The 17,040-nt window shown below is 37.1% G+C and carries 11 protein-coding genes and 1 rRNA gene; 4 read left to right on the forward strand and 8 right to left on the reverse strand.

Annotated features, from left to right (window positions below):
- Positions 1-71: 71 nt before the first annotated feature.
- The 4 genes from VIH09_RS13335 to VIH09_RS13350 form a co-directional block, all read right to left on the reverse strand.
- Positions 72-2,471 (reverse strand): glycoside hydrolase family 31 protein, encoded by a 2,400-nt coding sequence (locus tag VIH09_RS13335; protein WP_331581807.1) that lies wholly within the window; start codon positions 2,469-2,471, stop codon positions 72-74.
- Between the two features lie 177 nt (positions 2,472-2,648).
- Positions 2,649-4,556, reverse strand: a complete 1,908-nt coding sequence (gene glgB / locus VIH09_RS13340) for a 1,4-alpha-glucan branching protein GlgB (protein WP_331581808.1) — start codon at positions 4,554-4,556, stop codon at positions 2,649-2,651.
- Positions 4,557-4,622: 66 nt separating this feature from the next.
- The gene (locus VIH09_RS13345) at positions 4,623-5,903 is read right to left on the reverse strand and encodes a glucose-1-phosphate adenylyltransferase (protein WP_331581809.1); all 1,281 of its coding nucleotides are present in this window, start codon (positions 5,901-5,903) and stop codon (positions 4,623-4,625) included.
- A complete protein-coding gene (locus tag VIH09_RS13350) occupies positions 5,900-7,321 on the reverse strand; it encodes a glycogen synthase (RefSeq protein ID WP_331581810.1) in 1,422 nt (473 codons plus the stop codon). Before VIH09_RS13350 ends, VIH09_RS13345 begins: the two co-directional genes overlap by 4 nt.
- 189 nt (positions 7,322-7,510) lie before the next feature.
- Here VIH09_RS13350 and VIH09_RS13355 point away from each other — a divergent pair, with 189 nt between their 5' ends.
- The 4 genes from VIH09_RS13355 to VIH09_RS13370 all read left to right on the forward strand — a co-directional run bounded on the left by VIH09_RS13355 (position 7,511) and on the right by VIH09_RS13370 (position 10,597).
- Positions 7,511-8,377, forward strand: a complete 867-nt coding sequence (locus tag VIH09_RS13355; protein WP_331581811.1) for an alpha/beta hydrolase — start codon at positions 7,511-7,513, stop codon at positions 8,375-8,377.
- A 27-nt stretch (positions 8,378-8,404) separates the two neighbouring features.
- Positions 8,405-8,794, forward strand: coding sequence for a peptide-methionine (R)-S-oxide reductase MsrB (gene msrB / locus VIH09_RS13360; RefSeq protein WP_331581812.1), 390 nt, complete (start codon positions 8,405-8,407; stop codon positions 8,792-8,794).
- 4 nt (positions 8,795-8,798) lie between these two features.
- The gene (locus tag VIH09_RS13365) at positions 8,799-9,440 is read left to right on the forward strand and encodes an endonuclease III (RefSeq protein WP_331581813.1); all 642 of its coding nucleotides are present in this window, start codon (positions 8,799-8,801) and stop codon (positions 9,438-9,440) included.
- A 131-nt stretch (positions 9,441-9,571) separates the two neighbouring features.
- The gene (locus VIH09_RS13370) at positions 9,572-10,597 is read left to right on the forward strand and encodes an isoaspartyl peptidase/L-asparaginase (RefSeq protein WP_331581815.1); all 1,026 of its coding nucleotides are present in this window, start codon (positions 9,572-9,574) and stop codon (positions 10,595-10,597) included.
- A gap of 101 nt (positions 10,598-10,698) precedes the next feature.
- On the opposite strand, the gene VIH09_RS13375 is transcribed toward VIH09_RS13370, so the two are convergent.
- The 4 genes from VIH09_RS13375 to rrf all read right to left on the reverse strand — a co-directional run bounded on the left by VIH09_RS13375 (position 10,699) and on the right by rrf (position 17,025).
- Complete coding sequence (locus tag VIH09_RS13375; protein WP_331581817.1) at positions 10,699-11,649, reverse strand: nitronate monooxygenase; 951 nt, start codon at positions 11,647-11,649, stop codon at positions 10,699-10,701.
- Positions 11,650-11,927: 278 nt separating this feature from the next.
- A complete protein-coding gene (locus VIH09_RS13380) occupies positions 11,928-13,544 on the reverse strand; it encodes an amidase (protein WP_331581819.1) in 1,617 nt (538 codons plus the stop codon).
- A 159-nt stretch (positions 13,545-13,703) separates the two neighbouring features.
- Positions 13,704-16,709 carry a sensor histidine kinase gene (locus tag VIH09_RS13385; RefSeq protein WP_331581821.1) on the reverse strand — a complete coding sequence of 1,002 codons (3,006 nt, stop codon included), beginning with the start codon at positions 16,707-16,709 and terminating at the stop codon, positions 13,704-13,706.
- Positions 16,710-16,915: 206 nt separating this feature from the next.
- Positions 16,916-17,025 (reverse strand): 5S ribosomal RNA (gene rrf / locus VIH09_RS13390).
- Positions 17,026-17,040 lie beyond the last annotated feature (15 nt).

The raw sequence follows: 17,040 nt of genomic DNA on the forward strand, positions 1-17,040 counted from the left end.
CAAAAATACAACTATAGATGCGTTTAGAAGTTATAGAATTTAACACAATTGTTTCATTTTTTTTGTTTTTATCATTCTCCCGTAATGTGTAAAACATTAAATTCCTTATCAACAATCAGATAATTATTGTTTTCAAATGCCACACTGTCAAATGAAACTTCTTCATTGTCAATTTCTATGCTTTTGACTTTAAATGGCAATCCAATAAGGTTGATTTTATACTTTGAATAACTAGTATCGTATTTCCCTTCTTTGTGCAACTGAATGTTAAGTTCCTTTTCTTTTCCCGTAACTTGAAATGACAAGAAGCTGTATCTTCCTTTTTTATAGTCATAGCCGTCTTGCGCGTCCTCATACACTACTGACTTCTCTTTGCCCTCCTTGTAATATAAGTCCAATGTCAATTCGTCAAACTCTAATTCTCCCACATACTGTTGCACGGGGTATTTTGGGATAATTGCACCCGCTTTTACAAAAACTGGTATTTCGTCGTATTTGGTGTCCACCCAAATCTCTTTTCCACCAGTGACCAAATTATTTGTCCAATAGTTATACCATTGTCCACGTGGGACATACATCCTCCTACCCAGAGCATTAGGTTCTAAAATAGGGCATACTAATATTTGATTTCCAAATACAAATTCGTCATTTCGATAATGTGTTTGGGTATCCGCTTGGTCATAGTACACTAAAGGTTTAAGCATGGGAATTCCCTCTTCGATATACTGCCAAAACATGGTATACAAATATGGCAATAACTGGTATCGCATATTAATAAATTTCCTTGTGATATCAATCACTTCTTCATCAAATGCCCACGGTTCTTGGTCCCCATGGTCCCCGGAGGAATGCGTTCTACAAAAAGGATGAAAAACACCTAGCTGAATCCAGCGTGTATAAAGCTCTCCAGAGGGCTGTTCGGCAAATCCACCGATGTCGGAACCAGTGAATCCCATCCCGGAAATGGACATTCTTTGCACCTGTATGTTGGCAATCCACAGATGCTCCCAGGTGGCGACATTATCACCTGTCCAGGAAGACGAATATCGTTGCGCCCCTGCATAAGCTGACCTTGTAATAATGAAAGGTCTTTTTGGATATGCAAAACGTTTCACACCGTGATAGGTGGCTCTGGCCATTTGGGTCCCGTAAATATTATGTGCTTTTCTATGACTGCAAGGGTTTCCGTCATAGTCATGGCGGACATCCATCGGAAATGTTTTGTTGGGAACTTCCATCACCGCAGGCTCATTCATATCATTCCAAACCCCTTTAACGCCGATATCAGAAATCAATTCCTTAAACAAACCGGCCCACCACTCCCTGACTTCGGGATTAGTATAGTCAGGGAAATTGCATTCCCCGGGCCATACTTTACCTTTCATGTAAGGACCATCAGCCCTTTTGCAGAAATAATCTTTTTCCAAAGCCTCTTTATATACTGAATATTCTTTGTCAATTTTTATCCCCGGGTCAATGATAACGACCGTTTTGAAGCCATCTTCGGCTAATTCGGCAACCATCCGTTTTGGGTCAGGAAAATATTCCTTATTCCAAGTAAAGCATCTAAACCCTTCCATATAATCGATATCCAAATAAATGGCATCGCACGGAATCTTTAATTCCCTGAATTTCGCAGTCACTTCCTTTACATTGCTTTCCGGATAATAGCTCCATTTGCATTGATGGTATCCCAATGCCCACAAAGGCGGCAATTCCGGTTTTCCTGTTAGGTCAGTGTAACTCGTGACAACGTCTTCCATCTCCGGACCGTAGATGAAATAATAATTCATCTCACCTCCTTCTGACCAGAAACTAGTCACATTTCTTCTCTCGTGACAAAAATCGAAAAAGGTCCTAAAGGTATTGTCGAAGAAAATTCCATATGCCTGTTTGTTCTGCAATCCTATATAAAACGGAACCACTTTGTATAATGGTTCTTGGTCTTTTTGAAAAGCATATTGGTCGGTTGCGAAATTCTCCAGCCTTTTCCCCTTCAAATTCATTTGGGTCGCTTTATCCCCAAGCCCGTAAAAACACTCGCCGTCCTTTGAAGCTTTGCTCATTTTGACGATATTGCCTCCAAACTCATAACTTTCTTCCCAATGAAAACCCAACTCATCTTCGAGCAAGACATTTTCATTCAAATCTAAGATCGACAATCTCATGTCTGTTTTTTGAATCACACATTTTACCTTACTGGTTTGTATCCGGTAAAATTCAGCTTCTTCTGTTACCTCCAAAAAATTATAACCGTGTGAATGACTTTTGTCTATGGCATACGAAAAATCGTTGCTGAAATATCCTTTCGTTGTATAACGAAAACGAATTAAACTATCTCGTATTACGGTAACTTTTAATATAACGCTATTGTCTGTGTGAAAATAGACCGAGTCAACATCATGTTCAAAAGAAATTATTTTTGATGGATATAAATCTCCTTTAAATTCTAATTCTGTGTTTGTAATCATAATATATATATTGTTAAAAGTAAGGGCTTTATCTGGTGTCAAAAATACAAAAAAGGCAGTTCGCTATTATAACTAATCCTTTTATTTACGAAATCGTTGTAATCGTTCTCACTAAAAAGAAACAGCATTAACCTATGGGATCAATACTGTTTATAATGTTAAGTTTTTTCTGAAATCTTATGAAATCTTAAAAACAGAAACGCTCAGCGGAGGCAGTTGCAATTCTATCGAGTAATCCCTGCCGTCATATGGCGAGGCCTCAATCGTTAATTTGCCGGGATTCGCTATATCGCTACCACCGTATATTTTTGCGTCACTATTAAAAATTTCAATAAGTTTTCCTTTCCTTGGAAGGCCAATTCTATAATTGTCCCGAACTATTTGCGTGAAATTGCAAACGACTACTACATCGTCCTTAGGGTTCTCCCCTTTTCGAATAAAGGAGATTACCGCATTTTGATGATCTGAATAATTGATCCATTCGAAACCTTCAGGACTAAATTGTTTTTCATACAGGGCTGGCTGCTTCTTGTATAATCCGTTTAAATCCGTAATTATTTTTTTTATGCCCTCATGAAACGGATATTGCAACAAATGCCAGTCTAAACTTTCCTCGAAATTCCACTCAGAACTTTGACCAAATTCACATCCCATAAACAACAGCTTTGTTCCCGGATGCGTAAACATATAACCATAAAGCAAACGCAAATTCGCAAATTTCTGCCATTCGTCGCCCGGCATTCTTCCGGCGATTGATTTTTTCCCATACACCACTTCGTCGTGGGACAGTGGCAACATGAAATTCTCGGAAAACGTGTACGTCATCGAAAAAGTCAGGTCATTCTGATGGTATTTTCTATAAACCGTTTCTTTTTGAAAATATTCCAATGTATCGTGCATCCATCCCATCATCCATTTCATTCCAAATCCCAAACCTCCAACCGATGTTGGTCTTGAAACCATTGGAAAAGAAGTACTTTCTTCGGCAATCGTTTGTACACCATCAAAATTGGAATAAACCGCTTCATTAAATTCTTTCAAAAAACTGATAGTGTCCAGATTTTCCCTTCCCCCATAAATGTTAGGTTCCCATCCTCCTTCTTCTCGCGAATAATCTAAATACAACATTGATGCTACGGCATCAACGCGAAGTCCGTCGGCGTGATACTGTTGCAGCCAGAAGAGCGCGTTACTGATTAAAAAGGAACGAACTTCATTTCGTCCATAATTAAACACCAGACTTTTCCAATCAGGATGGTACCCTTTTTTACGGTCCGGATGTTCAAAAAGATTAGATCCGTCAAAAAATCCCAGTCCATGCGCATCATCCGGAAAATGAGATGGAACCCAATCTAGGATTACCCCTATTCCTGCCTGATGCAATTTATCAACCAATACCATGAAATCCTGCGGCTTTCCAAAACGGGAAGTCGGCGCAAAATACCCAACTAGCTGATACCCCCAAGAAGGATCGTATGGATACTCCATTATGGGCATAAATTCAACATGCGTAAATCCTGTTTCTTTCACATAATTCACTAATTCTTCAGCAAACTCAAGATAAGTCAAAAAACGATTATCCTCAGCATGACGTTTCCAGGAACCCAAATGCACTTCATATACAGAATATGGCTTGTCCAATCCATTATGATCCTGACGTGATTTCATCCATTTGGTATCCTTCCATTTATAGTCGAGATCCCAAACTACTGAAGCAGTATGGGGAGGTTTTTCGCAATAAAAAGCGAAGGGATCTGCTTTTTCGGTAATTATTCCGTCATTATTCGATTGTATTTTATATTTATAGGTTGCTCCTTTTTCAACATTTGGAATAAAACCTTCCCAGATGCCTGAGGAATCCCAGCGTACTTCAAGTTGATGCTCCCCCTGTGTCCAAAAATTAAAGTCCCCCACAACAGATACTGAACGGGCAGTTGGAGCCCAAACGGCAAAATAAACGCCCTTTACACCCTCTAATTCGATCAAATGCGCACCAAGCTTTTCATATAATCTGTAATGCTTTCCTGCTTTGAACAAGTCAATATCAAAATCAGTAAAAAGGGAATGCGAAATAACTGTGCTCATATGGTATTTGTATAATTCTAAATTTTTAAAATAGAATATTAATTAAAAAAAACAGCTTTAAAAACTTTAATTGATCTTATAGTTATCCGGCAGCGTAGCTCCCTTTTTTATGACAACAATCCCGTCTTTTATGGCATACAATTCATTTGAGAAATCCGCCATGTGCTTTCCGCCGTTGATGTAAACGTCATTCCCGATTCTGCAATTCTTATCGACAATCGCATTGCTGATAAAGCAATTCTCGCCTATACCAATTAATATTTTGTCGTTTTTAATGTCAGCATTCATATCGTCCAAATTCTGATAGAAATCATTTCCCATTATGTAACAATTTTGGATAATCGTTCCATCGCCAATTCTCGAACGGATACCTATCACCGAATGATTAATTTCTTTGGCATTTAAAATACAACCTTCGGAAATTAAAGACCTGTCTAAAAGTGTTTTTTGAAATTTTGAGGGAGGCAACAATCTCGGTCTGGTGTAAATTTTATTGTCGTTATCAAACAAATTGAATTTCGGTATATCATCCGTTAATCCAATATTAGCTTCAAAGAAGGAATCAATATTACCAATATCTGTCCAGTAACCCTCATATTGATAGCTCAATATCTTTTTATGGCCCACCGCTTGAGGAATAATTTCTTTTCCAAAATCTTTAGTTTCCTTATTTGACATGATATCCACCAGCAAATCCTTGTTGAAAATATAGATTCCCATTGAAGCTAAATAGTGCTTCTCCTCGTATTTCATCAGCTCGCTAACATCCGATTTCCATTCTGATAAAAGTTCCTTGGCAGGTTTTTCAATGAAAGATTCAATATAATTTTCACTGTTTGTTTTTAAAATTCCAAACTCTGGAGCATCCTTCGCATTTACCGGCAATGTGGCTATAGTTATATCAGCCTGATTCTTAATATGTTCTTCAATCATGTCATTGAAATCCATTTGGTACAATTGATCTCCAGAAAGAATTAATGCATAATCAAAATCGTGGTTTAAAAAATGAGGCATACATTGTCTAACCGCATCAGCGGTCCCTTGAAACCAAGTTGGATTATCAGGGGTTTGCTCTGCGGCAAGAATGTCAACAAAGGCATGGCTGAAAACGCTAAAGTTATAGGTGTTTTTAATATGCGCATTTAATGAAGCCGAATTGAATTGTGTCAAAACAAACATTCTATAGATATCTGAATTCATACAATTTGAAATTGGGATATCCACTAATCTATATTTCCCTCCTATCGGTACGGCTGGTTTAGACCTGGTTTCGGTCAATGGGTATAATCTGGATCCTTGACCTCCTCCCAAAATAATTGCAATTACATTTTTCTTTTTAGCTTTCATACCTTGTTAATTATTAAATTATACACCTCTATATATTCTTGACAAACTCTTTCCCAGGAATGGTCAGTGAGCATTCCTACCTTTCGAATTTTATTTAAATTTTCTTTATCCTGATATAACTGTATCGCTCTTTGAATTGAATAACAAATATCTCCTACCGAAGCTTGATCATGACAGATGCCGTTTCCATTATCTCCAAAATCAATCACGGTGTCTTTTAAACCTCCTGTTCTTCGCACAATTGGAATCGTGCCGTATCGTAAGGAGTACATTTGATTTAATCCGCAAGGCTCGACCCTTGATGGCATCAGTAAAAAATCGGCACCAGCATAAATTAGATGGGCCAACTCCTCATTATATCCAATGAAAGTATTGTAATTCCCCTTATAATCAGGCAACAAATGATTTAGTTGATTTTCAATTTCGGGGTTACCCGAACCTAGAATCAGAATATTGATTTCCTTGTAGTTCTCGGACATCGCCAACGCGGTGGCATGCGGCAACAAATCCCCTCCCTTTTCTTCCAACAATCGGCCTATAAAGCTGAATAATGGTTTTGTTGGGTCCAAATTAAAAAGGGCACAAAGTATTTCCTTATTCTGCTGTTTGCCTATTTCAAAATTGGCCACGGAGTAATTTTTCTCTAACATTTTGTCCTTTGCAGGATCCCAAACTTCAGTATCGATTCCGTTTAATATTCCTTTTGATTTGTAACGAACGACATTAAACAACGACTCAAGTCCGTTGGCGGAATAATTGATTTCGTTCAGATAATTTGGGGAAACCGTAGTGACTGCCCAAGCACATTTTATGCCAACCGCCAATGAATTGATGCAGTTATCCCATTCCAGCACGTTTACGTGAGATAAGTCAAACTCAGGCAAATAATGTAATTTATCAAATCCGAATTGCCCTTGATACAAACCGTTATGTATTGTAATCATTGAGGGAGTGTTTCGTAATTTTTGATATTTGTTGCAATACAACATCATAAAAGGAATTAGTCCCGTATGGTGATCATGGCAATTAATTACATCAGGCTTTCCGGCTCTTCCAATTATCCAATCTAAAGTCGCGATTTGGAAAGACAAAAATCGTTCGATATCGTCTTCATATCCATAGACGTTCTTCCTGTCAAATAGTTCCGGAATTTCTACAAGATACAGTTCAAATCCTAATTTATCGGTGCTTTCTTTGAGGACGCTAAAAGAAAAATTAAATTTCCCTAATTTTACCGTACCCCAATGGACGCAATCAAATTCATTCTCTTTTTTAAACTTTGTATCGTAACAAGGTATTACAACCCTTGCTAGATGTCCCGCATTATTTTGGTATTTTGGTAAAGCTCCAACAACATCAGCTAATCCGCCCACTTTTGCTACAGGGTAACACTCTGCACTTATATGAAATATTTCCATTTATTAATTATATTTTTCATCAACTATTTACAATTCTATTTGGGCGACCCAATAATCTATCGGAGCCATTCTTTCCTAAATGTAATTGCCAATTAAGGGGCTGAAATTTTACTAATTATACTACTTTTATGTTTTTCTAAATTTAGTGAAAAATTAATAAAATAAAAGCACTCTTAAAAATTTATCGATATGACAAAAAAAACTTCCAATCATACGCAATCATTGAAAATTCCTAAGTTTATATTGCTTAGCGGTAAGTTTATCTCTTTTATTTCTCCAAAACTGGCCGTATTGTACGCCGCTAAATTATTTACAACCCCCATAAAACATAAAATTCCAAAAAGAGAATTACAAATGGACCAAAATAGTGTCCAAAAACTGATAAATATTCCAAGGCTTAATAAACAAGTAGTTGTATATGAATATGGCGAATGCGAAAAGAAAATCTTATTGGTTCATGGTTGGTCCGGGCGTGGAACTCAATTAGTAAAAATCGCCGATGAATTGCTTAAATTTGGCTATTCAACGGTCAGTTTTGATGCACCTGCCCACGGAAAATCACCCGGTAATAATGGCATTATGACCGATTTTATAGCCGCTATCCTGGAAATAGACAAACAATACGGTCCGTTTGACGCAGCCGTTGGGCACTCCTTGGGTGGAATGTCTATATTAAATGCCATCAAACAAGGGCTTCAGTTAAAATGCGCGGCAATCATTGGCAGTGGAGATATCGTACAAGACATCATTGATGATTTTGTCGCTAAACTTGAGCTGCAACCGAATTTGGCTACCGGAATAAGACTGCATTTCGAAAAAAAATATGGAGAAAAAATGAATGATTATTCCGCTTTTGAAGCAGCCAAAGAAACTGAAATTCCTATTTTGGTAGTACACGATAAAGATGATCCTGAAGTCCCAGTTAAAGCGGGGATTCACATACACAAACATTTACGAAACGGAACACTGATGCTAACTGAAGGATTAGGGCATCGTAAAATTTTAGGTAACCGCGAGGTCGTTGAAAAAGTCATTGAATTCATAACCAAAAACTAATAAACATTTAACAAAAAAATACGTACTATGAAATACCCAGTAGAAAAAACAGAAGACCAGTGGAAAGAGGAACTGGGTTTGGAACGTTATAGAATCCTTCGTCAAAAAGGAACAGAACGCCCTCATACGGGAACCTACAATCTTCATTACGAAAAAGGAATATATTGCTGCGGTGCTTGTAGCGAATCACTATTTGAAAGCAACTCTAAGTTTGATGCCCATTGCGGTTGGCCGTCTTTTGATGAATCCATACCGGGAAAAGTAGAATACGTTTCAGACTTGACCCACGGCATGAAACGCACGGAGATACTTTGCGCAAACTGCGGCAGCCACCTCGGACATGTATTTGATGACGGACCGACCAAAACAGGGCAACGTTATTGCGTCAATTCGTTATCGGTTAACTTTAAAGAATAACGCAATGGATTTATTTGGAAATTCTAGCGATTGGGCAAAAAAACTAGAACCCATTCTAACGAAATATAAAGGAAGAAAACATCCGTTGGAGCACCGTAATTTATATGAACTTTTGGTGATGGTCGTGCTATCTGCCCAGGATTCAGATGCCCATATCAACAAAATCGCACCCGCGTTATTTGATGCTTATCCCAATATGGAAAGTCTGTCCGTATCGAATATAGAGGCATTAATTCCGTACATTTCCACCGTAAGGAATTTTGGCAATAAGGCAAAATGGTTGTTGGAAATTGCAAAAACCTTAAAAAAAGACGAAAATATTCCGTTGACGATGGACGGTCTGGTTGCGCTAAAAGGCATCGGTCGAAAATCAGCAAATGTCATCATGCGCGAAGCCAAGGTTCCCGCAGAAGGTATAATAGCTGATTTACATGTCATTCGAGTAGCACCTCGAATTGGCTTGATTACAGAAACCAAAGACGGAATCAAAGCCGAAAAACAACTGATGCAAGTGCTCCCAAAAGAGATATGGGGCGAAATCGGCATGGCCATTTCTTTTCTCGGAAGAGAAATATGTCGGCCACAACCCAAGTGTCCTGAATGTCCTATTAATTCGATTTGCAAATATTACAGTGAACATTACTGATCATAACTGAATAGGATTTTGTTCTCTATTTAAAAAACCATTTCCTGTTTTCTAAGAAATCGATACATTCACTTTGTGCAAAAAGCAGATTATCTATATATTTACAAATAAAACCACCTAAATAACCTTCCATGAAAAACGCCGTTTGTCTCCTAGTAATCATTTTTGTGTTTGTCCAATGCAAAAGTGTAAAAGCACCCGCTGGTGAGAATTTTGCGATTGTTATTCATGGAGGAGCGGGTACCATCCTGAAAAAGAATATGTCCCCGGAATTAGAGGCTCAATACAAGTCAAAACTGGAAGAAGCGGTGAAAATGGGTTATGCAATCCTTAAGAATGGTGGTTCTAGCCTAGATGCTGTGGAAAAAACCATCAACGTTCTCGAGGATTCCCCTTTGTTCAATGCGGGAAAAGGCGCCGTATTCACTAATCAAGGAAAGAATGAACTAGACGCATCTATAATGGACGGTAAAACGCTGAATGCCGGAGCTGTTGCCGGAGTAACTACTGTCAAAAACCCAATTAGCCTGGCAAGGGCGGTAATGGAAAAATCAGAACACGTATTATTGGCTAGAGAAGGTGCCGAGTTTTTTGCCAAAGAAAATGGAATCGAGATCGTTAATCCTTCCTATTTTTATACCGAAAATCGATATGAATCTTTACTCAAAGCGCAAGAAAAGGAAAAAAATGAACTGAATTCCGGTAGTACCTCTTTTTATGACCCCTTCATCAAAGACAATAAATTTGGGACCGTGGGTTGCGTGGCCTTAGACAAAAACGGAAATCTGGCTGCAGGAACCTCTACAGGCGGAATGACCAACAAAAAATGGGGTCGCATCGGTGACACGCCTATTATCGGTGCTGGCACTTATGCCAATAACAACACCTGCGGCGTTTCTTCAACAGGATGGGGAGAGTACTTTATTCGAAATGTAGTCGCTTACGATATTTCGGCTTTAATGGAATACAAAGGACTATCTCTGGAGAATGCCGCCAAGGAAGTGATTCAAAAAAAGCTAAGCAAGCTAGGTGGTGACGGCGGAATTGTCGCTATGGACAAGGAGGGCAATATCACCATGGAATTCAATACAGCGGGTATGTACAGGGCATCGATAAATACGAAAGGGGAATTGACCATTGGTATTTATGAAAAATAATGTTTATTACTAAAAAGCCTTTTTAATCCGCTACAATATGGATTAAAAAGGCTCGATATTAATAAATTCATTGCAATTTAATTTCACTTATTGTTTAAAAACTACAAGCACAATTTATTAACTATTGCAGAAACGCCAGTTATTGAAGTAGTGTTTTCAATAGTTGGCCCAGCTACCCAAACGGTTTTATAAGTAACCTCAGTCGCGGCTTTAGTGACTGCATTTGATCCTATCATGTATCGGATTATCTTGACCCACTTTTTTAAAGTTTTATTTTTATTTAAAGTCTCTTCTAACCAACTTTGTTTTGTACCCACTTTTTGAACATAGGGAGTATTAATAACCGTGCAAGGCGTTCCCGAAATTTTCTCGGTCAAAATAATATCTTTTGCTCCATAATCAACACAAGCCTGCTTGTATTCCTGCGAAACGCCAGATTCAATTGAGGCTATAAAAGGACTACCAACAGATACCCCAACGGCACCATAAGATAGCATTTCGTCCAGTTCTTTTTTAGTACTGACACCCCCAGCTGAGATAACTGGCAGTGTGGTATTTAAATTTAACTCCTTAATCAATTCTTCAGGTGAAAGATTCCCTCTATGACCGCCAGCAAGATTATTGACAGCTATCAAAGCATCGGCCCCTAAGCTTTCTACCTTTTTGGCGAAAGCCAAGTCGGTAACATCGCAAAAAACTTTGATCCCTACCTTATGGGCTTGCCTAATAGTCTCTTCGGGCGATCCTAAAGAGGTAATTATAAAATCTACTTTTTCCTCGCACAATACCGTTAACTGATCTTTGTATTTAATATTCGATTTATTCACGATCAAATTATAACCGAAACTTCCACCATCAACTTTGGCTTCCCTAAGTTCGATGACTGAAGCACGCAACTCTTCCAATGTGCGATAATTTAATGCGGGAATACAACCCGCAACACCAGATTTCATGCCTTCAATAACCATTTTAGTATTCGAAACAAGAAACATGGGTGCCATTATAACGGGGCGATTAATGCCCAAAAGAGAAGTCAGCGTAGGTTTTATCATGATTTGTCATTTTAATTAACACAAATATAGCCAAATATACTATGCACGCCTACTATTTAAAAACTAAATAAAAATGAGTATTCTATTTTAATAAAGCACCTTTATATTATCGACCAGTATCTTGATAAAGAGGAATTCGGTATCATCCTTTACTTGCTGACATCACTTTAATCGTATTTAAATAAATTCGAAATATAGATCTAATGAGTATCACTCAAAAATACTATAACGATTTTGCATAAATTGTTTACGTGCAGATTTCAAAACGTAAATAAATATTACAAAAATGATTTCTTGAAACTTGGTTTCATTCTTTTTTTTGACGCTTGTTCATAAGCGAAAGCTATACTTATTAATTTAGGTTCTGAATAAGCCGCACCAAAAAACGAAAATCCAACCGGTAACTCATAAATCATTCCACAGGGTACAGTAATATGTGGATAACCGGTGACTGCTGCTGGCATTGTTAAGAAAACATCGCCCCAGCGATCTCCATAAATCATATCAATACTACAAGCCGGCCCCATCGTCAAACCACAAATAGCGTCCAATTTATTTATTCTAATGACAGTATCAATTATTTCTTTTGCCCCTATATGGCTTTTTTTAACCGCTTCAATATATTTTATATCGGTAAGACTCCCTTTTTCGCTCGAACTAATTAGAGTTTCTTGTTTGAAGTACGGCATTGCATTATCTTCATTAACATTGTTAAAATCAATAACTTCTTTCAAGCTCTTTACATTGGCATTGGAGGAATTTAGGTACTTGTTCAGCCCTGTTTTGAATTCAAATTGCATTACTTCGAACTCATCTTCTCCTAATTTGTTAATTTCATCCAGGTAATCAATTTCTATGATCGTAGCACCTTTACTTTTTAACAAATCAATCGTTTTTTGCTGAAGTGCATGCATAAATTGATTCTTTCCTTGAAGTTTACGTTCTACTCCTATTCTTTTTCCATTTAGAGCATGCAAGTCAAGAAATGCGGTGTAATCGCTAAGGGCCTTTCCTTTGCTTTCTAGGGTAACAAGGTCCTGATCATCTATACCTGTCATGACCCCTAATAAAATGGCAGCGTCAGTAACTGTCCTTGCCATAGGTCCTGCTGTGTCTTGAGTACTTGAAATTGGAATAATACCGCCTCTACTGACTAATCCAACAGTTGGTTTAATCCCTACAATTCCGCTAACGGAAGCAGGACATACCACCGAGCCGTCCGTTTCTGTGCCAATGGCAACAACACAAAGATTAGCCGAAACAGCTACACCCGATCCTGCGCTTGAACCACATGGATTATGATCCAAAACATAGGGATTTTTGGTTTGTCCCCCCCTACTACTCCAACCGGAACAAGAAGACGTAGACCTAAAATTGGCCCATTCACTTAAATTCGTTTTGCCAATTAATATAGCTCCTGCCTCTCTTATTTTTTTTATGACAAAAGCATCATCACTTGCAACATTGCCTACAAGTGCCAATGAACCTGCCGTAGTTTGCATTTTGTCCCCTGTATCAATATTGTCTTTTATCAGTATTGGAATTCCATGCAAGGGCCCCCTACTCTCACCTGATTTCATTTCCGAATCCATCATTTTAGCCAAGGCAATCGCATCAGGATTAATTTCGATTACGGCGTTTAATTTTACTCCATTTTTATCAATAGATTCTATACGTTCCAAATACATTCTGACTAACTGTTCTGAACTATATTTACCCGAAGATAATTTCTCCCTTAAGCTACTGATCGTTTCTTCGTCCAGTTCAAAGGCTATATCCGAATTCGGAATAGGCTCTACTTCCTCATTTATTTTAGTATTACAGCTTGAAACCAAAAAAGTACTAAGAGCGGCAGACGCTAAGGTTGCAGCAGTTATAAAGGATCTTCTTTCCATAGATGAAAATTTAAAAAAAAATAATACTCTAATTTAGCTTTTTTTTAGTAGCTGCAACAAAATATTAAATTGAACAAAAGTTAAAGTCAGAAAATAATTAATTTGAATAAGGGCATCAGGACCACAGTTTTTTAGTTTTATTGTTCTGCCAAGAAAAACTTATGCGCGAACAAATAAATGAATAGTAACTGTAGTTCCGTTATCTTCTGTAAAATCAATGCTTATAGGGTCTAAATTGTTTTTTTGCAACAAAACAATGCGTTCCCTGGCTAATGCGATTCCCCTAGAAACATGAAATTTGGATTTCTTGGACGCATTTAGCCCCTTTCCGTTATCAATTATCTTACACTCTAAAACATATTCATCAATCATTTGGAATGAAATATTCAGTTTTGGAAAGAGAAAAGACTCATCAAAAGCGTGGGCAAATACATTTTCAACGAAGGGCTGAATCAACATAGGAGGAATCTCAATTAGCTTTTCATCAACCGAATGGTCAATATAAATGTCGCATGAAACACGATCACTAAATCGCATATTTTCAATATAAATATAACTGTTTAAATATTCGACTTCATCTTCGATTGAAATGGTATGTTTGGGCGAATTTTTTAAAGTCTTTCTCATCAGACCCGCAAATTCACTGATGTAAAGTGTCGAATTATATTCATCATTTGTTCCTACGAAATGCTGAATGGAGTTCAAAGCATTATAAATAAAATGCGGATTCATCTGATTTGACAAGGCTTCAAACTTTGCTTCAGTTATTTGCCGCTCCATGATTGCTTTGTTTCTAACTTTATTTTTTTTGCGAACAACTAAATAAAATACAACTCCCAAAGCAAACAGGAAGATGAGGGCTATAAACCACCAAGCAAACCAAAATGGTGGCGAAATACGAACCTTAAGCAGTTTAAATATAGTAGATTTCCCCGCATTCAAATCTAGTACTTCCACTTCAACTAAATAATCGCCATAAGGCAAATAAGCCAAAAACAATTTGGTTTTATCACTGTATGGACTCCAACGATTCGAACTCTTTAAACGATACCTAAATTTCAATTTATCTGCAATAGCATGCCCTTCAGGAATAAAATCAATCGATATGGAATTCTGATTATAATCAAGACTCAATTCATTCGAAGCATAATGGAACCAGTTGAAATTCGATTTAGCTAAAGGAATATTATTGATGGCTATTCCACTAATAACTAACTTTGAAACCGTTGGCTGCTCTTTTGTAAGAGTGTTTAAATCAACTATATAATATCCTTTTTTAACCCCTATCCATAACTGATTTTCAAAAATTCGTGAAGCAGTAAATACGCAATCCTTTAGTCCTAGCTGCTTATCAATTACCCTAATTTTTCCATTTTGATAAATATTAATCCCTTTTTCGGTTCCAATAATTACGTAATCTTTATAAGCCTCAAGAAACGATATGGTATTTCCTTCAATTTTGTCTTTTGGAATAGTTTTTAATATTTTAAATGACTTTTTATCATCTACGATAAAAACATCACCAAACTCGGAAGCTAAAATCAGTTGGCCCTTATTGTTTATCACGATATGTTTGAACTTTTTTTCGTTCCAAATACCTTGGGCTAAATAAGAGTGAAATCGGTTGTCACGATGTACATACAATCCGCTAAAAACAGACAGTAGATACGTTTTTTGATTATGATTTAATATGTCTACAATGGCGGTAGTTTTTTCATCTACTGAATTAACTTTTAGACTATAAATGTTATCATAAACATGAATTCCTCCATAAGGATTCGTTTCAAAAAATTTGTTGTTTCCTGTGAAACCAAATTCATAAGTATGAATAGGTATATAGCTTATGATTTTACCATTAAAATTAATTTCAAAGACTCCTATATTGCTGCTGACCCAAAAAGATGTGTCATGCTTTACAATCTTATAAAATTCGATTCCTTTGGCAGGTATATTATAATCCAATTCGAAAAAACCATCAGCATGCTTTGGCAATCGATTACTAGAGTCCCGTACATAACTAAGCTCTTTGCTTTTGAAATCCGACAAAGAAATCGTTTTTAAAACTTTTTGCGAAGCACTCAAAATAGTTATTCCTCTATTGTGAAGAATGATTTTTTGATCTCCCAATTTTTCAAAATCAACTATCGTTTTCCCTCCGAACAAATTGCGGGCAATCATTTTATTTAAACGCACCTCAAATACCCCTTTGTCCTTGGAGCCTACATAAAGAACGTCTTTTGCTTTATCATAAACAACATTGAGTAAGCTTTGGGAATCAATACCGTAATAATCTGAAATATTGATCATCTTATTGTCAACTATTTGAAAAAGCCCACCGCTATTATCAAAAACACCCCAAGCCGCAGCATAAATAACATCACGTTTGTCTTTTGTGTATTGCCACACAATCGATTGTCCAAAAGGAAAGGTGGAGGAATTGATATTTTTTGTACTGTCGAAACTGAAGGCGTCGACAAAGCCTTTGTTGCTGCTATAAACTATAGAATCATAATAGCCTATACTATAAGCGTGCGGATCAGTATCCTTACCAGTAATCTTATATTCTAAAACGGAAACTGTTCTCGCGACAGTGCCAGATTCATCTAGCTTAAAAAGCCCCTCATTACAAGTAGAGAAGTACACTTCTTTATCATGAATAAAAAAATCACTTACGATGAACACCCCGAAATGGGGTTTATTATTTATTGCGGAAGTAACTTTACTCGTATTGACATCTATAATTGAAACTCCTTTTTCTGTGCCCAGATAGATTTTGTTTTTAAAAGAAAAAACTTTGCGCACATTATTTGAAGCCAAACCATTCTTAGTTGTAAAAACAGTGAATTTTTTACCGTCAAACTTACTTACCCCTCCTCCGTAACTGGCAAACCACATATTCCCGTATATGTCCTGGGATACATCCCAACAGCTGTTGTGCCCTAATCCATCGGACTCATCTAAATTAGAAAAGGAGCCATTTTCCATTTTGGAAATACCATTCTCCGTTCCAACCCATAAAATGTCATTGGAATCTAAAAATAACGAGCGAACTGCATTGTTGGGCAAGCCATCAGCGGTTGTATAATTTTTGGAAGGTAAATATTGTCCAAATAGTGAGTATGTAAAAATAAAATATAAAAAAAAACAACTATTAAGTAATTTCATTCATATGCATTTAATGATGGTGATAATATAAAAAGGACAATGGAAAAATATATTAAAATATGCCAACCATTATATATAATGAGCTAAAATAATATTAATAAAAATAGAAAACACAGTTTTCTATTTTTATAAACACTATTTTTCTGACGGCAAATTTTTTATGCACAAAAAAACCCTATTCAAATAAATGAACAGGGTTTTTTAAAGAAAGGCGACGACATACTCTCCCACATAACTGCAGTACCATCTGCGCAGGCGGGCTTAACTACTCTGTTCGGGATGGGAAGAGGTGAGCCCCGCCGCAATAACCACCTTAAGAGGTTACAATTGC

The sequence above is a fragment of the Flavobacterium sp. genome (genome assembly GCF_036515215.1).
GTDB lineage: Bacteria > Bacteroidota > Bacteroidia > Flavobacteriales > Flavobacteriaceae > Flavobacterium.